Origin of the sequence: Cellulosimicrobium cellulans, assembly GCF_042723955.1 — a bacterium.
In the GTDB taxonomy this organism is placed as follows: Bacteria; Actinomycetota; Actinomycetes; order Actinomycetales; family Cellulomonadaceae; genus Cellulosimicrobium; species Cellulosimicrobium cellulans_H.
The window spans coordinates 4,726-27,387 of record NZ_JBHXIC010000027.1; the positions used below are offsets into that span (position 1 = coordinate 4,726).

Consider the following 22,662-nt stretch of genomic DNA (forward strand, 5'->3'; position numbering starts at 1 on the left):
GAACCTGGGGTTGTCGACGGGTTCGCTGACGATTCGCGCGACAAGCCCGGGTTCGGCGGGGCGGGGGGAGCAGGCGACGACGATCCGTGGCGGGTGCGCGACGGGTGGCGGCTCAACGCTGCTGCCGCGCCGCGGCGGGTCGTGCTCGTCGGTGCCGCCGGGGACGCGCACGAGGTGCGGGTCTCCGGGGTGGCGCGCGACGCCGTCGTGCAGTGTCCGCCGGAGCACGACAGCGACCACGGGTGGGAGTCCGCGGGTGCACCACCGCATCCGGTGCGTGCGTCGCTCGTGCGCGACCCCGGGGTCGACGGCGCGTGGTGGCTCGCCGTGGACGGCGTCCGGGAGCGGGTGCGGCTCGCGCTCGACGTGCCGTCCGCCGACGGTGAGCCCGCCACGGTGTGGGTGTGGCGCGACGGGCGGACCGTCGCGCTGACCGCCCCCGACCGCGAGCAGCGCGCGGCTCGGGCGCGGGACGAGCGCCGTCGGGCCCGCGGGGACGCGCCCGGTGCGACGGACCCCGAGGTGCGCGCGGCCATGCCCGGCACGGTCGTGACGGCTGTCGCGGACGGCGAGGCCGTCGCCGCCGGGGCCGTACTCGTCACGGTCGAGGCCATGAAGATGGAGCACCCGCTGCTCGCCCCGCACGACGGCGTCGCGACGGTGCGCGTGCGACCCGGCGACCTCGTGCGCCGGGACCAGGTGGTCGCCGTCGTCCACCCCCACGACTCCGGCGCGGCAGACCCCGCCGCCCCGGTCCCGCAACCCGACACCCAGGGAGCATCATGATCGAGGCCGACGTCCTGCTCGACGACGAGCAGCGGAAGCTCAGCCAGGTGGTGCGCGACTTCGCGGACAGCGTCGTCGCGCCCGCCGCCTACCTGTACGACACCGAGCGCCGCCTGCCGATGGAGATCATCGCGCAGATGGGGGAGCTGGGGCTGTTCGGCCTGCCGTTCCCGCGCGACATCGGCGGGCAGGGCAAGGACTACGTGTCGCTGTGCCTCGCCGTGGAGGCGCTCGCCCGCGTCGACCAGTCCATCGCGGTGACGCTCGAGGCCGGGGTCGGTCTGGGGATCGTGCCGATCTACCGGCACGGCTCGCGCGAGCAGCAGGAGCGCTGGCTCCCCGACCTGCTCGCGGGGCGCGCGCTGGCGGCGTTCGGGCTCACGGAGGCCGACGCCGGCTCGGACGCGGGCGGGACCCGCACGACCGCGCGCCTCGACGGCGACGAGTGGGTGATCGACGGGTCCAAGCAGTTCATCACCAACTCGGGGACGCCGATCACGAGCCTCGTGACGATCACGGCCGTCACGGGCGAGCACGTCAGCCAGGACGGTGAGGTGCGCAAGGAGCTGTCGAGCATCATCGTCCCGGCGGGGACGCCCGGGCTCGAGGTCGGGCCGTCGTACGACAAGGTCGGCTGGCACACCTCGGACACGCACCCCCTCACGCTCACCGACGTGAGGGTCCCGGAGGGCAACCTGCTCGGCGAGCGCGGCCGCGGGTACGCGAACTTCCTGCGCGCGCTCGACGAGGGCCGCATCGCGTTCGCCGCCCTGGCGACCGGCGCCGCGCAGGGCTGCCTCGAGGAGGCGCTGCGGTACGCGAAGGAGCGGGTCGTGTTCGGGCGGTCGATCGGGGAGAACCAGCACGTCGCGTTCACGCTCGCCCGCATGCAGGCGCGCGTCCACACCGCGCGCCTCGCGTGGCTCGACGCCGCGCAGAAGCTCGTGCGCGGCAAGCCGTTCAAGGCGGAGGCGTCGGTGGCGAAGCTCGTCGGCGGCGAGGCGGCGATGGCCAACGCGCGCGACGCGTCGCAGATCTTCGGCGGGTACGGCTTCCTCAACGAGAACCCTGTGGCGCGCCACTACCGCGACGCGAAGGTGCTCGAGGTCGGGGAGGGCACCACCGAGGTGCAGCTCATGGTCATTGCGAGGAGCCTGGGCTTGGAAGCCTGACCCGGCACCGCGCCGAGCACGACATGAAGGACGCCATCGAGCGCTTTCCGTCCTTCATGTCGTGCTCGACGGCGGGTGGGGTCGTTCTCGGCGGGCGTCGCCGAGGCCCGGGGCGAGGAGGGAGCAGCGATGCGCGAGGTGGTCCAGCGGGGCCTGTACTACGACGAGCTGGAGACGGGCGTGGTGTACCGCCACCGGCCCGGCCGCACGCTCACGGAGGCGGACGACGTCGTCTTCTCCACGCTCACGATGAACCACCAGGCGCTGCACCTCGACGCCGCGTGGGCCGCGACGCAGCCGTTCGGGCAGCGGCTCGTCAACTCGATGATGACGCTCTCCACGCTGGTGGGGCTGTCGGTCGGGCAGGTCACGCAGGGCACGATCGTCGCGAACCTCGGCTTCCGTGAGGTCGAGTTCCCCAAGCCGCTGTTCCACGGCGACACGCTCTACGCGGAGACGGAGGTCGTCGAGAAGCGGCTGTCCGCGTCGCGGCCCGGGCAGGGCGTCGTGACGCTCGAGCACCGCGGCCTCAACCAGGACGGCGTCCTCGTCGCGCGCGCCGTCCGCACCGCGCTCTTCTGGACGCGCGCCGCCCACGAGTCGGCGTCCACGGCGGTGCCCGACGGCGACGCGTCACCGCAGCCCGGGGTCAACCCCGGGGTTGTGGGTCGCCCTGCACCTGCCGAACCCGGGGTTGCCGGGCAAGCCGAGCCTGCCGTGCCCACCAAGCCCGGGTTCGGCGCCGACGGGGAGCAGCTGCACCACGAGCCCGTCCTCGAGCGCGGCGACGAGGAGAGCGCGTGGTGAGCGCCGACGCCCGGTTCCGGCCCGGGCCGGCGCTGCTGTTCTGCCCCGGCGACCGACCGGACCGGTTCGCCAAGGCCGCCGACCGCGCCGACGCCGTCATCCTCGACCTCGAGGACGCGGTCGCGGCAGCGTCGAAGGACGCCGCCCGGCGCGCCGTCGTCGAGGCGTCCGCGACGCTCGACCCGGCACGGACGGTCGTGCGGGTCAACGCCGTCGGGACGCCCGAGCACGCGCTCGACGTGGCGGCGCTCGCGGACACCCGCCTGCGGACGGTCATGGTCGCCAAGTCGGGCCCGGAGCTGCTCGGCTCGCTCGCGGCGCTCGCGACGACCCTGCCGGGCGTGCGCGTCCTCGCGCTCTGCGAGACGGCGGCCGGGGTGCTCGCGGCGCCGGAGCTCGCCCGGCGGCCCGAGGTCGTCGCGCTGATGTGGGGCGCGGAGGACCTCGTCGCGTCGCTCGGCGGCACGTCGAGCCGGCGCCCGGACGGGTCGTACCGGGACGTCGCGCGCCACGCGCGGTCCGCGGTGCTGCTCGCCGCCGGGGCGGCGGGCACGGCGGCGATCGACGCGGTGCACATGGACGTCGGCGACCTCGACGGGTTGCGGGCCGAGGCCGAGGACGCCGCGGCGTCGGGGTTCGCCGCGACCGCGTGCATCCACCCGAGCCACGTCCCCGTGATCCGCGCCGCGTACGCGCCCACGCCGGAGCAGGTGACGGCGGCGCGCGCCCTGCTCGACGCGGCGGCCGCCAACCCTGGCGGACCGGACGCGGTCTTCACGCACGACGGCCGGATGGTCGACGGACCCGTGCTGCGGCACGCAGAGGCGGTGCTGCGCCGGGCAGGCACCTGACCGGTCATCCGATGGGGACCGGTCCCCATGCCCGGGCGGTGCGGTGCCTCGGGGGCGGCGCATACCCTCTCCCCGTGACCGACGCGAACGCTCAGGGCCCGCAGCACCAGCACTGGACCGAGGGCTTCCCGCACCTCGCGAACCGGGCCGCGACCCTGCTCGGCGTCGACGTCGCGACGGTCGCGCGCCACAACAAGGTCGTCCCGGGCGGCTTCCACGTGTGGACCCCGGGCCGCGGCGGTGCGCAGGCGATCGTCGGGTTCGACGGGTCGGCGTACGTACGGGAGTCGTGCTTCACGCAGGCCCAGCTGGTCGAGGCGTTCCACGCCGGTCACCGCAACGACGCGAACGCCGCGACCCTCCCGGTGAACCACGCCGCGTCGGCGGTGGCCTCGATGGTCGGGATCCTGCGCGGCGGCCAGGCGCAGCCCGCGACACCCACCGGCCCGAGCGAGGCGGAGCTCGCCGAGCTCGTCGGCAGCGGCTTCGAGCAGACGACGCCGGACGAGATCGCCGAGCGGCTGCGCGCCCGCGGCAAGGGCGCGTTCGTCGTCGTCGGTGTCGACCGCGCGCACGGCCCGGGCCACTGGTACGTCGCCTACTTCGACGGCGAGCACGTGCTCGCGCTCGACCCGATCGCCAACGGGCGCACCGCGTGGCCGCCGCCCGCCGCGGACGCGGTGCGCTGGTGGGCGGACGGCACGCCGACGACGGCGCCCGCGCGGGTCGTGCTCGACGCCCGGTCGGCCACGGGGCGCCGCGTGTGGACGGAGACGACGCCGTTCCTCGCCCCGACCGCGCAGTCGTTCCTCGACTGGGTCGCGACCCTCCCCGCGGAGACGGTCGTCAAGGGATACCAGGTCTGGCACGGCTTCTGGTGGGTCGTGCTGGCGGAGTCGGGCGACGACCTGCGCGTCGCCGTCACGGACCTCACGAAGGACGGCGTCTCGACCCTCACGTGGGACGTCGACCCGATGCTCGACACCTACCGGCAGCAGCGCGAGATGGTCGCCTTCTGCAAGGTCGGCTCGCAGAGCACGCGCTTCACGGAGACCGTGCTCGTCTACGACGACGTGTACGACGCGCCGGAGATGTACGTCGAGCGCACCCGGTCGGTGGGCGACGGCGCGTCGGGGTGGGTCGTGAAGTCCATCGCAGCGCAGCCCCGCGGCGGGCTCCTCCCCGTGCCGGCGCACGAGCTGTACCGCCGGGCGCCGCACCTCGTGCGGTACCTCTCGCTCCCCGAGGGATTCCGGGCGGTGTGGGCGAAGAACCGGACGAACCAGATCTGGAACCCGGACGGTGAGCTCGTCTGGGACGCCGACGCGCGGGACGCGGCGAAGACGGCCGCTGCGGCGCAGCAGGGGACGGCGACGGGCGCACCCGCCCCGGCGGCGGACACGGGGACCGGCGACGCCCCGGCAGCCGACACCCCGGCCGCCGCCTCCTCGGCGGGTGACGCGTCGGCGAGCGCGACCGCGGAGGGGGTTCCGACGTCGGGCACGCCGCGCCCGCGCGGCAGCGTCTCCTACGAGGCGGCGCGCGACGTGCTCGACGACCGCGCCGTGAGCCGCGAGCGGGTCCTGGCCGTCGCACACGGGCTGCGCGACGCGTTCGTCCGCAACGAGCACGTGATCGGCCTGCTGCCGGGCGACGCGGAGCAGGTGCTCGTCGACACGTACCGCCGGGCCGACGCGGGCGGGGCCGACGCGGTGTCGCGCGAGGCGGCGACGTCGTGGGTGCGCGAGGCGTACTTCCGCCGCCTGCCGCTCGCCGCGGAGGCCGCCGAGCGGGTCGACCGACTCGCCGAGGACGACCCGGACGGGTCGGCCCACGTCCTGCGTGGGTGGATGCGCTACAACGGCTACGGGTTCCCGCAGGACGCCTCGGCCGCGGTCGCCGACCACGAGGAGGCGGCGCGGCGGGGGAACGCCGACGCGCTGTTCGAGCTGTCCGTCCTCACCGCGACCGGCCAGGGCACGCCGGTGGACGAGGCGCGCTCGCGCGCGTTCCTCGAGCAGGCCGCCGACGCGGGCCACCCCCGCGCGCTCTACAACCTGGCGGCGGAGCACGCGACGGGCCGCGGTCGTCCGCGGGACTCCGCGCGGGCCCTGGAGCTCTACCTCGCGGCGGGAGACCAGGGCAACGGCCGCGCGGCGTTCACGGCAGGCGTCATGATGCTCACGGGGGACGGTTCCCTGCCGGACCCGGCCCGCGCCGGCCGCGCGTTCGTGCTCGCCGAGGAGCTCGGCTTCGACGTGCGCGACGCCGCCGCCCAGTTCCCCCCGCGGCTCGCCGAGGAGGTCCTCGGGGCGCTCGACGCGGGCTGACCGGACAAAAGACCCGCCCGGCCGTTCCACTTGCGGGCCCGGGCATCGTATGGTCACTCGCGTGAACGTCTACGTCGTCCTGTCCCGCAGCCGTACGGTCCTCTCCCGGACCATCGCGCTGGCGACCCGCGACGAGTTCACGCACTCCTCCCTGGCGCTCGACCCGGGGCTCGACCTCATGTTCAGCTTCGGGCGCCGCCGGGCCGGCAACCCGTTCGTCGGGTGCTTCCGGCGCGAGCGGTTCGACGACGGCCTGTACCGCGGCATGGACGTCGTGCCCGGGGTCGTGCTCGAGATCCCCGTGACGCCCGAGCAGCACGAGGCGATCCGCGTGCGGATCACCGAGTTCCTGCTGGACTCGCACGCGTTCTCCTACAACGTGCGCGGTCTCGTCGGAGCCCGCTTCGGCCGCGGCCACGAGGCGGAGGACCGGTTCTTCTGCTCCGAGTTCGTCTACCACGTGCTGCACGGCGCCGGGGTGTGCGACCTCGGTGTCGAGCGCTGGCAGGTGCGGCCGCAGACGTTGCTCGACCTGCCGGGCCGCGTCGTCTTCCGGGGCGACCTCAAGGACTACGTCGCGGGCCACGCGACGCTCGCGACGCTGCCGTCCCTGACGTTCAGCCACGCACGCGAGCGCGTGCTCGGCTGAGGCCGACCCAGCGCCCACCGGCCGCCCTCGGTCAACCGACGCGCAGCGCCGCGACGATGTCCTCGACCCGCTGCTTCGCGTCCCCGAAGAGCATGCCCGTGTTCTCGCGGAAGAACAGCGGGTTCTGCACCCCGGCGTAGCCGGCCGCCATCGAGCGCTTGAAGACGACGACCTGCCCTGCCTCCCACACGTGCAGCACGGGCATCCCCGCGATGGGGGAGCCGGGGTCGTCGAGCGCGGCCGGGTTGACGGTGTCGTTCGCGCCGATGACGAGCACGACGTCCGTGCTCGCCAGGTCGTCGTTGATCTCGTCCATCTCCAGCACGATGTCGTACGGGACGCGCGCCTCGGCGAGCAGGACGTTCATGTGCCCGGGCAGGCGCCCCGCGACCGGGTGCACCCCGAAGCGGACCTCGGCACCGCGGTCGCGCAGGAGCTCGACGAGCTCCGCGACGGGGTACTGCGCCTTGGCGACCGCCATGCCGTAGCCCGGCGTGATGACGACGCTCCGGGCGTCGCGCAGGAGTGCAGCGACCTCGTCGGCGGTCACCTCGCGGTGCTCGCCCTGGGGGCCCTCGCCGCCCCCGGCGGGCGCCACGCCCTCCTCGGCGCCGAACCCACCGAGGATGACGGACACGAACGACCGGTTCATGGCCCGGCACATGATGTAGCTGAGGATCGCACCGGAGGACCCGACGAGCGCCCCGGTGACGATGAGCAGGTCGTTGCCGAGCATGAAGCCTGCCGCGGCGGCGGCCCAACCGGAGTACGAGTTGAGCATCGACACGACGACGGGCATGTCGCCGCCGCCGATCGACGCGACGAGGTGCCAGCCCAGCGCGAGCGACACGACCGTGAGCAGGAGCAGCGGCCAGATCGACGGCGCGACGACGAACCACGCCACGAGCCCGAGGCTCACGACGAGCGCCAGGAGGTTGAGCAGGTTGCGGCCGGGGAGCTGGAGCGGGGCCGAGCGCGTGCGCCCGGACAGCTTGAGGAACGCGACGACGGACCCCGTGAAGGTCACCGCGCCCACGAGCACGCCGAGGGAGACCTCGACGAGGTGCGCGACGTCGTCGGCCCCGGCGGCATGGGCGGTCAGGTAGGAGTTGAAGCCGACCAGCACGGCCGCGGCGCCGACGAAGCTGTGCAGGATCGCGATGAGCTCAGGCATCTGGGTCATCTCGACGCGGCGCGCACGCCACGTCCCGACCGCCGCGCCCACGAGCAGCACGAGCGCGATGAGCAGCGCCGTGACGAGCACGGGGCGGGCGCTCGTGCCGAGCGCGAGGACGATCGTCGCGGCGAGCGCGAGGACCATGCCGACCATGCCGAGCAGGTTGCCGCGGCGCGCGGACTCCTGCTTCGACAGCCCCGCGAGGCTGAGCACGAACAGGACGGCGGCGAGGACGTAGACCGCCTGGGCGACGGACGTCGCGGTCATCGGGCCACCCCCTGCGCGCGCGCCGGGGCGTCCTTGCGGAACATGCGGATCATGCGGTTCGCCACGAGGAAGCCGCCGAAGATGTTGATGCTCGCGACCGTCGCGGCGAGCAGCGCGAGCGTCGTGACCACCCAGTCGTCGGAGCCGATCTGGAGGAGCGCGCCGACGAGGATGATGCCCGAGATCGCGTTGGTCTGGGCCATGAGCGGCGTGTGCAGCGAGTGCGTGACGTTCGAGATCACGTAGTACCCGACGATCACCGCGAGCGTGAACACCGTGACGTGCCCGACGAGCGACGCCGGCGCGAACGACAGCGCGAGCGTCACGAGCACCGCGGCGAGCGCGGCGCCCACGGTCCGACGGCGACGGCGCAGGCTCGCGGTCGAGACCGCCTCCGCGGTGGCCCGCTCGCGCGCCGCCGCTTCCAGCGCAGGATCGGTTGGTGGCGCGGTCGACCCGGGGGCGGGGGCGGCGCTCACCGCGACGGGCGGCGGCGGCCACAGCACCTCGCCGTCGCGCGCGACGGTCATGCCGCGCTGCACCGGGTCGTCGAGGTCGAGCGCGAGCACGCCGTCCTTGCCGGGCGTGAGCAGCTCGAGCAGGTGCACGACGTTCGTGCCGAGGAGCTGCGACGTGTGCTGGGGCAGACGTCCGGCGAGGTCGGTCCAGCCGACCACCACGACGCCGTTCGCGGTGACGACTCGCTCGCCCGGAACCGTGGCCTCGCAGTTCCCGCCGCCCGAGGCCGCGAGGTCGACGACGACGCTCCCGGGGCGCATCCCGGCGACCGCCTCGGCCGTGAGGGTGCGCGGGGCCCTGCCGCGCACGAGCGCCGTCGTGACGACGACGTCGGCCTCGGCGGCCTCGCGCGCGTAGACGGCGAGGGCCGCGGCCTCCTGCTCGGGCGTGAGCGGCTTCGCGTAGCCGTCGGCCGACATGCCCTGCTGCGCCGCGGGCTCGCGCACGGCGGTGCCGCCCATGGACTCGATCTGCTCGGCCGCCTCCGACCGGACGTCGAACGCGCGGACCTGCGCGCCGAGGCTCGCCGCCGCACCGACCGCGGCGAGGCCCGCGACGCCGCCGCCGATGACGAAGACCTTCGCGGGCGGCGTCTTGCCCGCGGCGGTGACCTGCCCGGCGAACATGCCGCCGTACTCAGCCGCGGCCTCGACGACCGCGCGGTACCCCGCGACGTTGGACAGCGTGCTCAGCACGTCGAGGGCCTGCGCGCGCGAGATGCGGGGCACGGCGTCGAGCGCGAGCGCGGTGACGCCGTGCGCGGCAAGGCGCTGCACGAGGTCGGGGTCGTTCGCGGGGCCGAGCATCGCGACGAGCGTGGCGCCCGGGCGCAGGAGCGCGACCTGGGCGTCGGTGGGCGCGTTCACGGCCGTCACGACGTCGGCGCCCCATGCGGCCGCAGCGTCCACGACCGCGGCGCCCGCCGCCTCGTACGCGGCGTCGGAGAACGTGGCCCCCGCGCCCGCGTCGTGCTCGACGACCACCTCGTACCCGAGCGCCCGCAGGCGCTCGACCGTGCGCGGGGTCGCGGCGACGAGCCGCTCCCCGTCCCTCACCTCGCGGGGGACACCGATCCTCACGTGCGGGCTCCTCACCTCGTCGAGCATCGTGGGCGCCCGCGCGACGGAGAGACGACGGCGGGTGCGCGGCGAGCCTATCGGGGGCCGCCCGCGCCGTCCCGGGTCCAACGTCCCCGGGCGGGCGAGCCTCGGCCCGGTCGGGGCGCGGCGCGCCCGTGGAGGGGACCGGCGGGGAGTTCTCACCATCGCGCGAGGTGGCGCCCCCGGCGCCGGGTCCGCGAGGATCGGGGCGCCATCCGCTCAGACCCCAGGGGGAACCATGCGCCGCACCACCGTCCGATCGATCGTCCTCGTGCCGGCCGCCGGCCTCTGCGCCCTCGCGCTCGCCGCGTGCTCGTTCAACGCCAACCTCACCGTGCCGGCCTCGAAGATCGCGGAGGACGCCGAGGGCGCCCTCGCCGAGATCGGCGAGGCGGACGTCGACTGCGGCGAGGAGAACATCGACCTCGTGGACGGCGAGGTCGTCGAGTGCGAGCTCACCGACCCGGCGTCCGGGAACGTCTACGACACGACCGTCACGCTGTCCGACGTCGACGGGACGAAGTACCACGTGGACGTCAAGGTCGCCGAGGCACCGCAGGGCTGACCCGCGCCTCCGGAGGAGGCGCTACAGGTCGCCCTTCTTCTGCAGGTACCGCATCGCCACCCAGCCGATCGGGATGCGCGCCCAGTACGTCGCGACGCGGAAGAGCAGCGTGGCGGACGTGGCGAGCGCGACCGGGACCCCGGCCGCCGTGAGGCCGGCGGTGAGCGCGAGCTCGATCGTCCCGAGGCCGCCCGGAGTCGGGACGGCGGCCCCGGCCGCGTTGCCCACCAGGTAGATCACCGCGACGTCGACCAGGTCGAGCTCCTGCCCGAACGCGGCCAGCGCCGCGTCGAAGGCGAGCACGTAGCCGAGCGTCATGATGATGTTGCCGGCGAACCCGATCGCGAGGCGCCCGGGCTGGCCGAGCATCTCCGACAGGCGGGGCCACACCTGCTGGATCGTCGGCCGGATCTTGGCGAGCGCCCAGGTGCGCACGGCCGGGACGAGCAGCGTCGCGAGGACCGCCAGGGCGACGCCGCCGATCGCGAGGAGGACGGTGGTCGAAGGGAGCTGGACGAGGCCGCCCTCTCCGGTGAAGATCGACAGGACCACCAGGATGAGGATCGTCACGACGAACTGCGACACCTGGACGAGCGCGACGGTCGCGACCGCCATGGGCGTCGAGATGCCACGTCGTGTCAGGAGGCGCAGGTTGAGCGCCGCCGGGCCGATGCCGGCGGGCGCGGCGAGCGCGACGTAGGAGCCGGCCGCCTGGGTCAGGTTCACGCGCCAGAACGGCAGCCGCTTCGGAGAGAACGCCGTGAGCGTGAGCGCGGCGCCGACCCACGTGAGGATGCCGAGGACGAACGACAGCACCGCCAACCACGGGTTCGCCTCGGTCACCGCCTCGGCGATCTGCTCGAAGTTGAACGAGGTGACGAGGGCGGTCACGGCGGCGATCACGAGCGCGATGGTGAGCACCGTCCGGGCGCCGAACCGCGTGATGCGCTGCGGTTCGACGTCCGCCTCCGGGAGCCGCTCCACCAGCGCGGCGCGCAGCTCCTTGAGCAGCTCCTTGTTCCGCCGGATCTCCTCACGCGTGCTCGGCGGGAGCGCGACCGACTGGAGCAGCGGTCCGATGGCGGCGATGTCGTCGTCGGGCAGGACGCTCGCGGCGGACTCGACGGCGCGGTTGGCCCCCACGCGCAGCGCGAGGAGCGCGACCATCTGGGCGAGGTCCATGCGGCGCGCGAGCTCGGACGACGCGATGTCGCCCTGCTCCCACCCGGTGAGCCAGACCTCGGGGGCGCCGGTCGCGGGCTCGTGCGAGACGAGCATGACGTCGGAGGTCAGCGCCCGGTGCGCGATGCCCGCGGCGTGCGCGAGCCGGAGCTGGCGCCAGGCCTCGTTGAGCACCGAGCCGGTGAGGTCCTCCACGGGCAGGTCGCGCAGCGAGACGGCGCCCGTCGCGTGCTCCTGGACGAGGACCATCGAGTCGTCCGACTCGGCGACGCCGAGCAGCCGCGGGGTGCGGACGCCCGCCGCCCTCGCGGCGTAGGACAGGAGCGCCGCGCGCTCGGCCGCGGCGCGCAGCGAGATGGCCGCGCGACCCTCGCTGCCGCGCAACCGCAGCGACCGCCAGAACCGGGCGAGGAAGCCGACCACCTGCCGGTCGCCGTCGAGCACGACGACGTCACGACGCACGTCGTCCTCCGCGAGCATCGCGTAGACGCGGTTGTCGCCCGCGCGCGTCAGCGCGATCGCGGCCGGGTCGGACGGCGCATCCTGGGCCTCCGTCGTGGGAATCCGTCCGTTCGTCCCGTTTGCTTCGTCCGACGCTCCGCCCTGGTCGGGGTGCGGGGCCGACCCGAGATGCTGCGCGGCGAGCGCGGCGTCCGCGGTCAGGACCGTCCCGGCGTCGTCGGTGGCCCCGGGCGCACGCAGGACGCCGACGTGCACCTCGGCCGTGATGCGGCCCTCGGCATCGACCTCGGTGATGGGGTCGTCCGCCGCCTCGGCGAGCTCCTCGTCGTCCGCGACGTCGCGGACCCGCACGAGGGCGGTCGGAGAGAATCCTGCGCGCCGGACCCCGGCCACGAGGTCGGGGCCGTAGGCGCGCTCGCTGCGCACGCCCGAGACGTAGCGCACGGCGAGCCCGGCGATGCGGCCCAGCAGCAGCGTGATGATGATGCCCGGGAGCGAGACCTGGCCGGTGATGAGCACGACGCCGATCGCGACGAACAGGAGGTTCCACGACCACTTGACGGTGCGTCGTCGGGTCCGGGTCCCCGCGGCCGTGAGCAGGCCGCCGATCGCGGCGACGTAGAGGTAGTCCGGGATGGTGAGCTGCCACGACCCGTCGATGAACGCGGAGAGCCCGCGGATCAGGTCGTCCGAGCCCCAGGTGCGCAGCGCGAGCACGACGAGCACGCCGAGGAGCAGGCCGAGCGCGGCGGCGACGATGGACTCGACGACCTGCCGCCCGAGGCGGCGGAGGCCGAGCTCGACCAGCACCGCGAGCGGGACGAAGAGCGTGATGAGACCTTCCAGGACGGTGACCGGGAGGAAGAGGACCCGGGCGAGCACGTCCGAGAAGTTCTGCACGTCCTCCGCCACGCCCTCGGTCGTCCCGTGGGCGTACACCGACATGAGCATGACGAGCGCGACGCCCACCGCGCACAGCACGAGGTTGACGAGGTCGATCGGGTGCCGGACGCGCTGCTCGGCCGTGTCGACGACGCGGACCGTCCCCTCGTCGTCGTGCCCGCGGCGGGCGAGGAGGGCCTCGAGCGCGCCGGTCTGGGGCCGGGGGTCCGCCTGCTCTGGCCGGGCCAGTGAACCGACCTCGACGACCGCGCCGACGTGGGGAGCGTCGCGCTCGGTCGGCTCGGGGGCGGGGGAGGCCATGCGAGCGAGTCTAGGTCGGGGCCCCTGAGGAGGCGCGGTATTTGGCCGATTCCTCCGGGTGATTCGCCCCGTTCGCCCGCATGCTGGACGCCCTGCGGCACCCGCTCGGCGGGCGGGTGTGAGCAAGGCCTCCCTAGCATGGGCAGAGCGACGGACCCCGGGAGGTCGGCATGGCACGTGGCACGACGACGGAGCGCGGCGCGGCGGACGGTCCTGACCGTCCGGACGGACCCGCGACGCCCGACGCGAACGGGCAGGAGCGCAACCCGTTCCGCAAGGTGTGGTGGCTGCCCGTGGTGCGGGGGACCCTCCTCGTCGTCCTCGGCCTCCTCCTCATGATCGAGCCGCTGGAGCAGCTCGGGACGCTCCGGGTCGTGCTCGGCGCGTTCCTCGTGGCCGACGGTGTGCTGGTCGCCGTGCAGGGGTTCGTGCACCGCCGGCAGGTGGGCTCCGCGTGGTGGCTCGCGCAGGCGGGGGTCAACGTCGTGTTCGGCGTCGTCGTGGCGCTGTGGCCGGACCTCACCGCGACCGCGCTCTACTACGTGCTCGCGGTGTGGGTGCTCGTGCTCGGCATCACGACGATCGCCGGGGCGGCCGCGCTCGTCCGCAACCGCGACCTGGGCTGGGCGTGGATGCTCGCCGTCGGGATCGTCTCGGTGCTGTTCGGGGTCCTGCTCGTCACGCGGCCGCTCGACTCCTTCGACGTGCTGCGGCTCGTCGCGGTGGTGTTCGCGCTCTACGCGTTCGTGACCGGGGCGATCCACGTCGTGTCGGGCTTCGCCGTCCGCGCGGTCGCGCGCGAGCTCGCCGACCTGCGTGCGCAGGCCGTCGCGGCGGGCGTCGTCGTGACGGGCGGGTCCGTGCTCGGCGCGCCCGCTGCCCACCCGGGCGTCGCGCCGCCGTCGGCCGTCGGGGCTGCGTCCGCCGGTTCCCGGGCCGCACCCAACCCGGCTGCGCCCGACGGGCCCGCACCCCACCCGGCTGCGCCTGTCGAGACCGCGCCCGACCCCGCCTCGCTCGGTCCCTCCTCGGACGCACCGTCCCCAGGCGGTCCGGGAACGGACGAGGTGGAGGGTCGCGGGCGTCTCTGACCCCACCCCGGCGCCGCGCCGACCGGCCGGTCGGTGCACCGTCGGGCGTGCCGGCCGCCAGGACAGGTCGACCCGAAAAGGGGCGGACTCTACACCTGCTGCCGAGACACCGTGAGTGTGTCTCACGTCACGATCGTTGCCCGGGGCTCAGGGTTACGACCGGGTAACAACGCTGGCGTTCTGTCCGGGTTTCTGCCGATCCTGACACCTGCGTGACACGGCGCTGTGCTAGAAATCACGGCACTCCGCCGACAGGTCGGGGTCCTGGTGCGTGCAAGGTCGCGCCACCGGTGTCTCGCACCCCGAGAAACCCGAGAAAGAGGTAGACACATGACAGCGGTGTCCAAGAAGCGGCTCCTCGCCGCGGCCGCCGGCATCACGGCGGTGACGCTGACCCTGACCGCGTGCGGCGGGGGATCGAACGACGCCGAGGGCGACGGCGACGGCGGCGGCTCGTCGAGCGGCTCGCTCGTCATCGGCACCACCGACAAGGTCACGGTGCTCGACCCGGCCGGCTCGTACGACAACGGCTCGTTCGCCGTGATGAACCAGGTCTTCCCGTTCCTCATGAACACCCCGTACGGCAGCCCCGACGTCGAGCCCGACATCGCGGAGTCGGCCGAGTTCACCTCGCCGACCGAGTACACCGTCAAGCTCAAGCCGGGCCTCAAGTGGGCCAACGGCAACGACCTCACGTCGTCCGACGTGAAGTTCACGTTCGACCGCCAGGTCGCGATCAACGACGAGAACGGCCCGGCGTCGCTGCTCTACAACCTCGACAGCGTCGAGACTCCGGACGACACGACCGTCGTGTTCCACCTCAAGAGCGAGAACGACCAGCTCTTCCCGCAGATCCTGTCGAGCCCGGCCGGTCCGATCGTCGACGAGGACGTCTTCGCGGCCGACGCGCTCACCTCGGACCAGGACATCGTCGACGGCAACGCGTTCGCCGGCCAGTACACGATCACGGGCTACAAGTTCAACGAGCTCGTCTCCTACGAGGCGTACGACGGCTACCAGGGTCTGCTCGGCCCGGCGAAGACCGACAAGGTCGCGGTGAAGTACTTCGCCGAGGCGTCGAACATGAAGCTCGAGATCCAGCAGGGCAAGATCGACGTCGCGTGGCGCAGCCTGTCCGCGACGGACATCGAGGACCTGCGCGGGAACGACGACGTCAAGGTCGTGGACGGGCCCGGCGGCGAGATCCGCTACATCACGTTCAACTTCGACACCCAGCCGTTCGGTGCCAAGACGCCGGAGGCCGACCCGGCGAAGGCGCTCGCCGTGCGCCAGGCCGCGGCGTCGCTCATCGACCGCGACGAGCTCTCGGACCAGGTCTACAAGGGCACCTACACCCCGCTGTACTCCTACGTCCCCGCGGGCCTGACCGGCGCGGTCGAGCCGCTCAAGGAGATGTACGGCGACGGCGCGGGCAAGCCCGACGCCGCGAAGGCGGAGCAGCTCCTCGCCGACGCGGGCGTCGAGACGCCCGTGACGCTCAACCTGCAGTACTCGAACGACCACTACGGTCCGTCGTCGGCCGACGAGTACGCGCTCATCAAGGACCAGCTCGAGAAGGACGGCCTGTTCGCGGTCAACCTGCAGACCACCGAGTGGGTCACCTACGCCAAGGAGCGCACGTCCGACGTCTACCCGGCGTACCAGCTCGGCTGGTTCCCGGACTACTCCGACGCGGACAACTACCTCACGCCGTTCTTCCTCACGGAGAACTTCCTGGTGAACCACTACGCCAACCAGGAGGTCAACGACCTCATCCTCCAGCAGGCGGCGACGCCTGACGCGGACGAGCGCACCGCGCTCATCGAGGAGATCCAGAACAAGGTGGCGGCGGACCTGTCGACCCTCCCGTACCTCCAGGGTGCGCAGGTCGCGGTCGTCGGGACGGACGTGGAGGGGGCCGAGGACACGCTCGACCCGTCCTTCAAGTTCCGCTACGCGGCGCTGTCCAAGGGCTGACCCGCTCGCCCGGCCCTCCTCGCGCGACCCGCGGGGAGGGCCGGGCACCGCTCGCCCGGGGGGCGGCGACCACGCCGAGGCCCCGGGCACCTGAGGAAGAGACGACATGACGACCACCACCACCGACGCCGCGGTCGGCGACGCCGCCCCCGGCGACCCCGACCGCGAGGGGCCGACGCGCACGCCGCGCACGACCCGCCGTCGTGGCGGCGGGCTAGGGAGCTACATCCTGGTCCGCGCGCTGCTCATCATCCCGACGGTCTTCATCCTCGTGACCACGGTCTTCGTGGTCATGCGTTCTACGGGCGACCCGATCACCGCCGCGCTCGGCGGCCGGCTCACGCCCGACCAGCTCGCCGAACGCATCCACGAGGCCGGGTACGACCGCCCGGTGGTCGTGCAGTACCTCGAGTACCTCGGCGGCATCGTGCGCGGCGACTTCGGCACGACGATCAGCGACAACCGCCCGGTCACCGAGGTGCTCGTGACGTACGGCACCGCGACGCTCGAGCTCGCGGTCTACGCGCTGCTCGTCGCGTTCGTCGTCGGGATCCCGCTGGGCATGCTCGCGGGCTACCTGCGCGACCGCGTGCCCGACGCGATGCTGCGCGTCTCCGCGATCCTCGCCTACGCGACCCCCGTCTTCTTCGCCGGCCTCATGCTCAAGCTCGTCTTCTCGGTGTGGCTCGGCTGGCTGCCCGTGTCCGGTCGCGCGTCCACCGACGCGGAGATCGAGCTGCAGTTCCTCGACGACCCGACCGGCTTCTACCTGATCGACGCGATCCGGACGGGCGACCCGGCGATCGTCGGCGACGTCCTCCAGCACGCCGTCCTGCCGGCGCTCGCGCTCGGGCTGCTCACGGCGGGGGTGTTCCTGCGGCTCGTGCGCACCAACGTCATCGGGACGCTCTCCACCGACTACGTCGTCGCGGCGCGGTCGCGGGGCGTCCGCGAGTCGCGGCTCGTACGCTCCCACGCCTGGCGGCCCGCGCTCATCCCCATCATCACCGTCATCGGGCTCCAGGTCGCGATGCTCCTCGCGGGCGCCGTCCTCACCGAGACGACGTTCGAGTGGAAGGGGCTCGGCTTCCAGCTCGCCGAGTACCTCCAGGCGCGCGACTTCGTCGCCGTGCAGGGGATCGTCGTGCTCATGGCCGTGATCGTCGCGGTGACGAACTTCCTCGTCGACATTATCGCGGCGCTCATCGACCCGAGGGTGAGGTACTGACATGGTCGCGGAGACCGTCGTCCCGGCTGGGCCGGGCACCGGGAGACCCGCTCCCGCCGTCGTCCCCGAGCGCGGGCGCGTCGCGTGGTGGAAGCGCCTGCCCGTCGTGCACCAGCTCCGGCAGAGCGTGGGGCTGCAGCGCGGCATGCTCGTCACGGGCCTCGTCGTCACGGGCCTCTTCCTGCTCACCGCGGCGCTCGCGCCCGTGCTCGCCCCGTACGGGTACAGCCAGCTCCGCACCGCGGACGGGCCGTTCGGCGCGCAGCAGCCGCCGTCGGCCGAGCACCTCCTCGGCACGACCGTGGGCGGGTACGACGTGCTGTCGCGCGTCATCTGGGGGGCGCAGACGGCGCTCCTCGTCATCGTGGTCGCGATCCTCGCCTCGATCGTCGTCGGGGTGCTGCTCGGGCTCGTGTCCGGGTACTTCGGCGGCTGGGCCGACCGCCTGCTCGTCGTGGTCTGCGACGCGATCTACGCGTTCCCGTCCCTGCTCCTCGCGATCCTCATGGCGATCGTCATCTCCGGCGGCCAGTCGAGCATGTGGGGCGGCATCCTCGCCGCGGCGCTGTCGATCACCGTGGTGTTCGTGCCGCAGTACTTCCGCGTCACGCGCGCGGAGGTCGTGCGGATCAAGGGCGAGGCGTTCGTCGACTCGGCGCGCGTGCTCGGCACGCCGCACCGGCGGATCATGTTCCGCCACGTCCTGCGGAACTCGACCCGCACGCTCCCGCTCATCGTCACGCTCAACGCGTCCGAGGCGATCCTCACGCTCGCCGGGCTCGGGTTCCTCGGGTTCGGCATCGAGCCGACGGCGGCTGCCGAGTGGGGCTACGACCTCAACAAGGCCGTCTCCGACGTGACGAGCGGCATCTGGTGGACCGCGCTCTTCCCGGGCCTCGCGATCGTGCTCGTGGTGCTCGGCATCACGCTCGTCGGCGAGAGCCTCAACGACCTCGCCGACCCGCGCCTGCGCTCGCGCCGCGCGTCGGCCGAGGTGTCGGGCGACGTCGCGGAGACGTCGGTCGTGCCGGGCGGCACGCTCACCGCCGGCCCCGGCGGGCTCGACGCGATCGAGGGCGCGGGCTCGCGCTCCGACGAGCTCGCCGCCACACCCGGCCGGCGCGACCCCGACGCCGTCGGGCTCGACGGACGGCCCGGCGACGCGCCCGACGACCCCGCCCCCTTGGGCGGCCCGGTGGACGGCCAGGTGGACGGACACCACGACGAGACGGAGGACCGGCGATGAGCGCCGCGACCGAGACGACCCGCCGCCCCGGCGGCGACGCCGCACGCCCCGTCGTGACGATCCGCGACCTCGCGGTGTCGTTCGCGACCGACGCCGGCGCCGTGCGCGCCGTCGACGGCGTCGACCTGGAGGTGGCGCCCGGAGAGGTGCTGGCCGTCGTCGGCGAGTCCGGCTCCGGCAAGACGGTCACCGCCAAGACGATCCTCGGGCTGCTGCCGTCGACCGCGACGGCCCGCGGCGCCGTCGTGCTGACGAACAAGGCCGGGACGGCCGACCACGACGTCGTCACGCTGGGCGGGGAGCGGCTGCGCCAGGTCCGCGGGACCGACGTCGCGATGGTCTTCCAGGAGCCGTCGGCCGCGCTCAACCCGGTGTACACGGTCGGCTGGCAGATCATGGAGGGCATCCGCGCGCACGCCAAGGTGTCCCGGCGCGAGGCGCGCAAGCGCGCGGTCGACGTGCTGCGGCGCGTCGGCATCCCGGACCCGGAGACGCGGGTCGACCACTACCCGCACCAGTTCTCGGGCGGGCAGAAGCAGCGCGTCGTCATCGCCATGGCGCTCGTGCTCGACCCGGGGCTCATCGTCGCCGACGAGCCCACGACCGCCCTCGACGTCACCGTCCAGGCCGAGATCCTCGACCTCCTGCGCCGGTGCCGCGACGAGTTCGGCACGGCGATCGTGCTCATCACGCACAACATGGGCGTCGTCGCGGACCTCGCGGACCGCGTCGCGGTCATGTACCAGGGGAAGGTCGTGGAGCAGGCGCCCGCGCGCGAGCTGTTCGCGGCGCCCCGGGCGGAGTACACGAAGGCGTTGCTCGACTCCGTGCCGCGCGTCGGCCCGCGCCGCGGGCTGGGCGGACGCGGAGCCCGTGGTGGCGGCGCGGGGACTGACCGTCACCTACCCGGGCCGGCTGCGCCGCCCGGGGTTCACCGCCGTCGACGACGTCTCGCTCACGATCCGGCCCGGCGAGGTGCTCGGCCTCGTGGGCGAGTCCGGCTCCGGCAAGACGACCTTCGCGCGTGCCGTGGCGGGTCTCACCCCGGTGACGGGCGGTTCGCTGCGCGTGCTCGGCGTCGAGATGAACGGCGTGAAGGAGCGCGACCTGCGTCCCGTGCGGCCACGCATCGGCTTCGTGTTCCAGGACCCGGCGACGAGCTTCAACCCGCTCCTCACGATCGCGGACTGCGTGGCGGAGCCGCTCGTCGTGCACGGGCGCGCGGAGTCGCCGCAGGCGGCGCGCGGGCGCGTCGACGAGCTGCTCGAGGCGGTGCAGCTGCCGCGGTCGTACGGCGACCGGTTCCCGCACGAGCTCTCCGGCGGGCAGCGCCAGCGGGCCTCGCTCGCGCGGGCGCTCGCGCTCGACCCGGAGCTGCTCGTGGCCGACGAGCCGACGTCCGCGCTCGACGTCTCCGTGCAGGCGCGCGTGCTCGAGCTGTTCGCCGAGCTCCAGCGCGAGCTGGGCTTCGCGAGCCTGTTCGTCTCGCACGACCTCGCTGTCGTCGACCTGCTGTCCGACCGCATCGCGGTGCTGTACCGCGGCCGGCTGGTCGAGGAGGGCACAGGCGCCGAGGTGCTGGGCAACCCGCGCGAGGAGTACACCCAGCGGCTCCTCGCGTCCCTGCCCGTCCCCGACCCGGTGCTCCAGGCAGAGCGCCGCGAACAGCTCCGCGCTCTGCGCGGCGCCTGACCCGGTCCCGACCCGGGGGCGGCGGGGGTCGCGGCCGGGTCGGGACCGGGGTGGCTGCCCCTAGCATGTGACTTCCGTCCGTCGAGAACGAGGAGCACCGGTGGTCACTGCGTACGACATCCTGTTCGGCCTGACCCCGCAGGACGCGGTGGACGGGTCACCGGTCGGGACGGCGGACCTGCTGCCGCCGCCCGTCGCGCCCTGGGGCGAGGCGGCCTGGGGGTGGATCGGCGACGCCGGGCCGGGGGTCGAGCCACGGACGTGGCCGCGGAGCCGGAGCACCGGGCTGCCGATGCGGCACGCCGTGACGCTGCGGCTGCCGGTCGAGTACCAGCGCCGGGGCCCCGGGTTCCCGGGCGTGGCGTACTTCCTCGGCGAGGGCCAGTTCGCCACCGAGCACGACGCGAGCGACCCGGAGGACCCGTTCGTGCTGGACCTGCGCGCGGCCCGGGAGCACCCACAGGCGCTCGTGCTCAGCGACATCATCGGCCAGGGCTTCGCCCTGGTCTGGCTGACCGAGCAGGAGCTCGCGGCCGGTCCCACCGCCGCCCCGCCGGACACCCGTCGTCCGGGTGAGCACGTCGCGACGGACGAGGGGGAGAACGCGTGGGACCCGCCGCTCGGCACGCGTCGCGGCGAGGACATGACGGTCACCCGGTGGACGTACCTCGTCCCGAGGGTCGACGACCCGAACGCGGGCGTCGCCCCGGGCCGGGAGGATGACGGCTGGGTCTCGCCGTGGGACGAGGCCTGGACCGGGTTCCCGGAGGGGGAGGCCCCCTGGGCGGACGATCACCTCGGTGGGACGTCGGAGGCGATGGTCGACTCGCTCCCGGGCGGCTTCACGCCGCACTACCTCGAGCTGTCCACGCCCACCTGGGGCGTCGACTACGGCAACCGCGAGACCCACCTGGTCGACCTCGAGACGGGTGCGTTCGGGATCGCCTGACCGCGGCGTTCTCGAGCCGCGAGCGTCGCGCGGCCGCCGTCACGCGAGCCCGAGGGACTGCTTCCACTCCAGGGGGAGGAGCGCGTACCCGACGAACGCGACGACGTCGAGCAGGGTGTGCGCGATCACGAGGGGCATGACGCGGTGCCGTCCCCACCGGGACGTGTAGAACCACGAGAAGACGACGCCCATGACGACGTTCCCCACGAACGGGCCGAACCCCTGGTACAGGTGGTACGACCCGCGCAGCAGCGAGCTCCACACGACGAACTTCACGCGGCCCCAGCCGAGGTCGCGCGTGCGCTCGAACAGGTAGCCGACCGCGATGACCTCCTCGAGCAGCCCGTTCTGGAGCGCGGCGAGGATCAGCACCGGCACGGTCCACCACGCCGCGTTGAGCGCCGACGCCTGCACCTCGACCGTGATGCCGAGGAGGCGCCCGAGCGCGTAGAAGCCGAGCCCGGGGATGCCGATCGCGGCGGCGAGCGCGAACCCCCAGCCGACGTCCTTGAGCGGACGTGAGCCGTCGAGCCCGATCGCCCGGACGGCCGAGCGGCCCCGCGCGCTGAGCAGGTACAGCGCGAGCGCGACGGGCAGCACCGCGAAGAAGATACCGACGATCTGGTAGGTCAGGTCGAGGTACGGGCGCGCGGACTGGCTCACGTTGAGGCTCGCCGACTGGTCGCGCAACGGGGTCCCGGCGGTGAGGCGCGCGACGATGTTGATGATCGCGTAGACCGCCGACTTCCCGAGGCTCAGGCCGAGGACGATCCAGATCTCCGCGCCGATACGGCGTCGCGTCGCACGGTCGGGGCGCGCGGGAGCGGCGACGTCGGCCGCCGGCAGGGCCGACGTCGGGCCGGGCTCCGGTGCGGTCGCGGGGGTGGAGGCGGTCAGGTCGGGCACCGTCCGGTTATAGCACCGGTCGCCGGGAGCGGGCTCCACGCCGCCTGAAGGCGCGCTGTCCGGGCCCGGGCTGTCCGCCGACCACGACATCACGCGCGGTCGAGCACGACCTGGGGGTCGTCATCCGGCCCATGACGTCCTTCATGTCGTGCTCGGCGGGGGCCGGCGGCGGGTCAGGAGCCGCGCGGGCGGCCCGGGGCGCGGGGCGGGCGGACGTCGCGGGGGAGGCGGCCGGCGTCGTCGAGCGCGCGGCGCAGCAGCATCTCTATCTGTGCGTTGACGCTACGGAGGTCGTCTCCGGCCCAGCGCGCGAGCGCGTCGTGGACGGCGGGGTCGAGGCGCAGGAGCACGGACTTGCGCTGCGGGCGCTGCCCCCGGCCCGCGCCCGACCGCGGTCGCGCGGGCCGCGGCGGGGGCGGGGGGGGCCGCGGCCGGGGGGCCGCCCCCCCCGCGCGCCCGCGGGGCGCGCGCGGCGGGGGGGGCGGGCGCCGCGCGGCGCGGCG

Annotated in this window: 16 protein-coding genes and 2 pseudogenes; 13 read left to right on the top strand and 5 right to left on the bottom strand. The window is 73.9% G+C overall.

Features of this window, described 5'->3' with window-relative positions:
- The 6 genes and pseudogenes from ACFWH7_RS09580 to ACFWH7_RS09605 form a co-directional block, all read left to right on the top strand.
- The coding region (locus tag ACFWH7_RS09580; RefSeq protein ID WP_378216279.1) for an acyl-CoA carboxylase biotin carboxyl carrier protein subunit at window positions 1-786 on the top strand (786 nt) is incomplete at its 5' end.
- Entirely contained in the window at window positions 783-1,958 is a 1,176-nt protein-coding gene (locus ACFWH7_RS09585; RefSeq protein ID WP_378216280.1) for an acyl-CoA dehydrogenase family protein, read from the top strand. The genes ACFWH7_RS09580 and ACFWH7_RS09585, both read left to right, overlap by 4 nt.
- Window positions 1,959-2,087: 129 nt before the next feature.
- Window positions 2,088-2,564 (top strand): annotated as a pseudogene (locus ACFWH7_RS09590) (MaoC family dehydratase); the annotation flags it as partial.
- Between the two features lie 194 nt (window positions 2,565-2,758).
- Window positions 2,759-3,616 (top strand): HpcH/HpaI aldolase/citrate lyase family protein, encoded by an 858-nt coding sequence (locus ACFWH7_RS09595; protein ID WP_378216281.1) that lies wholly within the window; start codon window positions 2,759-2,761, stop codon window positions 3,614-3,616.
- A 74-nt stretch (window positions 3,617-3,690) separates the two neighbouring features.
- The gene (locus ACFWH7_RS09600) at window positions 3,691-5,946 is read left to right on the top strand and encodes a tetratricopeptide repeat protein (protein ID WP_378216282.1); all 2,256 of its coding nucleotides are present in this window, start codon (window positions 3,691-3,693) and stop codon (window positions 5,944-5,946) included.
- A 61-nt stretch (window positions 5,947-6,007) separates the two neighbouring features.
- Entirely contained in the window at window positions 6,008-6,595 is a 588-nt protein-coding gene (locus tag ACFWH7_RS09605; RefSeq protein ID WP_378216284.1) for a hypothetical protein, read from the top strand.
- A 31-nt stretch (window positions 6,596-6,626) separates the two neighbouring features.
- On the opposite strand, the gene pntB is transcribed toward ACFWH7_RS09605, so the two are convergent.
- Together pntB and ACFWH7_RS09615 are read right to left on the bottom strand one after the other, a co-directional pair.
- The gene (gene pntB / locus ACFWH7_RS09610) at window positions 6,627-8,039 is read right to left on the bottom strand and encodes a Re/Si-specific NAD(P)(+) transhydrogenase subunit beta (protein ID WP_378216285.1); all 1,413 of its coding nucleotides are present in this window, start codon (window positions 8,037-8,039) and stop codon (window positions 6,627-6,629) included.
- Window positions 8,036-9,637, bottom strand: a complete 1,602-nt coding sequence (locus ACFWH7_RS09615; RefSeq protein WP_378216287.1) for a Re/Si-specific NAD(P)(+) transhydrogenase subunit alpha — start codon at window positions 9,635-9,637, stop codon at window positions 8,036-8,038. The genes pntB and ACFWH7_RS09615 overlap by 4 nt, the downstream gene beginning before the upstream one ends.
- Before the next feature lie 259 nt (window positions 9,638-9,896).
- On the opposite strand from ACFWH7_RS09615, the gene ACFWH7_RS09620 reads away from it, so the two are divergent.
- A complete protein-coding gene (locus tag ACFWH7_RS09620) occupies window positions 9,897-10,223 on the top strand; it encodes a hypothetical protein (RefSeq protein WP_378216288.1) in 327 nt (108 codons plus the stop codon).
- Between the two features lie 21 nt (window positions 10,224-10,244).
- Here ACFWH7_RS09620 and ACFWH7_RS09625 read toward each other — a convergent pair whose 3' ends face one another.
- Complete coding sequence (locus ACFWH7_RS09625; RefSeq protein ID WP_378216289.1) at window positions 10,245-13,070, bottom strand: flippase-like domain-containing protein; 2,826 nt, start codon at window positions 13,068-13,070, stop codon at window positions 10,245-10,247.
- Window positions 13,071-13,240: 170 nt separating this feature from the next.
- Between ACFWH7_RS09625 and ACFWH7_RS09630 the strand changes: the two genes are divergently transcribed.
- The 6 genes and pseudogenes from ACFWH7_RS09630 to ACFWH7_RS09655 all read left to right on the top strand — a co-directional run bounded on the left by ACFWH7_RS09630 (window position 13,241) and on the right by ACFWH7_RS09655 (window position 21,253).
- Complete coding sequence (locus tag ACFWH7_RS09630; protein ID WP_378216290.1) at window positions 13,241-14,161, top strand: HdeD family acid-resistance protein; 921 nt, start codon at window positions 13,241-13,243, stop codon at window positions 14,159-14,161.
- Window positions 14,162-14,491: 330 nt separating this feature from the next.
- Window positions 14,492-16,138 carry an ABC transporter substrate-binding protein gene (locus ACFWH7_RS09635; RefSeq protein WP_378216291.1) on the top strand — a complete coding sequence of 549 codons (1,647 nt, stop codon included), beginning with the start codon at window positions 14,492-14,494 and terminating at the stop codon, window positions 16,136-16,138.
- 106 nt (window positions 16,139-16,244) lie between these two features.
- Window positions 16,245-17,366 (top strand): ABC transporter permease, encoded by a 1,122-nt coding sequence (locus ACFWH7_RS09640; protein WP_378216292.1) that lies wholly within the window; start codon window positions 16,245-16,247, stop codon window positions 17,364-17,366.
- 145 nt (window positions 17,367-17,511) lie between these two features.
- On the top strand, window positions 17,512-18,612 hold the full coding sequence (locus tag ACFWH7_RS09645) for an ABC transporter permease (RefSeq protein ID WP_378216319.1): 1,101 nt from the start codon (window positions 17,512-17,514) through the stop codon (window positions 18,610-18,612).
- Window positions 18,609-20,304, top strand: a pseudogene (locus ACFWH7_RS09650) (dipeptide ABC transporter ATP-binding protein). The gene ACFWH7_RS09645 and the pseudogene ACFWH7_RS09650 overlap by 4 nt, the downstream one beginning before the upstream one ends.
- Before the next feature lie 100 nt (window positions 20,305-20,404).
- Window positions 20,405-21,253, top strand: coding sequence for a hypothetical protein (locus ACFWH7_RS09655; protein ID WP_378216293.1), 849 nt, complete (start codon window positions 20,405-20,407; stop codon window positions 21,251-21,253).
- Window positions 21,254-21,292: 39 nt separating this feature from the next.
- On the opposite strand, the gene ACFWH7_RS09660 is transcribed toward ACFWH7_RS09655, so the two are convergent.
- Window positions 21,293-22,099, bottom strand: a complete 807-nt coding sequence (locus ACFWH7_RS09660) for a CPBP family intramembrane glutamic endopeptidase (protein ID WP_378216320.1) — start codon at window positions 22,097-22,099, stop codon at window positions 21,293-21,295.
- 233 nt (window positions 22,100-22,332) lie between these two features.
- Entirely contained in the window at window positions 22,333-22,509 is a 177-nt protein-coding gene (locus ACFWH7_RS09665) for a type II toxin-antitoxin system antitoxin (protein ID WP_378216294.1), read from the bottom strand.
- Between the last annotated feature and the right edge of the window lie 153 nt (window positions 22,510-22,662).

What these genes read in the sequence shown, in the direction of transcription:
- ACFWH7_RS09645 (WP_378216319.1), top strand. Translation starts at nt 17,512, where the DNA reads ATGCTCGTCACGGGCCTCGTCGTCACGGGCCTCTTCCTGCTCACCGCG.
- ACFWH7_RS09620 (WP_378216288.1), top strand. Translation starts at nt 9,897, where the DNA reads ATGCGCCGCACCACCGTCCGATCGATCGTCCTCGTGCCGGCCGCCGGC.
- ACFWH7_RS09635 (WP_378216291.1), top strand. Translation starts at nt 14,492, where the DNA reads ATGACAGCGGTGTCCAAGAAGCGGCTCCTCGCCGCGGCCGCCGGCATC.
- ACFWH7_RS09625 (WP_378216289.1), bottom strand. Translation starts at nt 13,070, where the DNA reads ATGGCCTCCCCCGCCCCCGAGCCGACCGAGCGCGACGCTCCCCACGTC.
- ACFWH7_RS09630 (WP_378216290.1), top strand. Translation starts at nt 13,241, where the DNA reads ATGGCACGTGGCACGACGACGGAGCGCGGCGCGGCGGACGGTCCTGAC.
- pntB (WP_378216285.1), bottom strand. Translation starts at nt 8,039, where the DNA reads ATGACCGCGACGTCCGTCGCCCAGGCGGTCTACGTCCTCGCCGCCGTC.
- ACFWH7_RS09585 (WP_378216280.1), top strand. Translation starts at nt 783, where the DNA reads ATGATCGAGGCCGACGTCCTGCTCGACGACGAGCAGCGGAAGCTCAGC.
- ACFWH7_RS09640 (WP_378216292.1), top strand. Translation starts at nt 16,245, where the DNA reads ATGACGACCACCACCACCGACGCCGCGGTCGGCGACGCCGCCCCCGGC.